At 49.6% G+C, this 232-nt stretch carries 1 pseudogene; it reads left to right on the forward strand.

The window, feature by feature from the left end:
* A pseudogene (locus P8629_RS12795) lies at nucleotides 1-232 on the forward strand (16S rRNA (cytosine(1402)-N(4))-methyltransferase); the annotation flags it as partial.

The raw sequence follows: 232 nt of genomic DNA on the forward strand, positions 1-232 counted from the left end.
TTTGATCGTGGTTGGGTGTCAGTGCAAGATGCCGCCGCTCAGTTAGCAATAGATTATTTACAACCGCAAGATGGTGAGCTGATTTTAGATTGCTGCGCGGCACCGGGCGGAAAAACAGCGCATATTTTAGAGCATACTCAAGATACTGAAGTAGTGGCGATCGACAGCGATGCGGCACGTTTGGAGCGAGTCTACGATAATTTAGAACGTCTGCAACTGCGCGCGGATGTGA

The organism is Hydrogenovibrio sp. 3SP14C1, from assembly GCF_029625905.1.
Classification (GTDB): domain Bacteria; phylum Pseudomonadota; class Gammaproteobacteria; order Thiomicrospirales; family Thiomicrospiraceae; genus Hydrogenovibrio.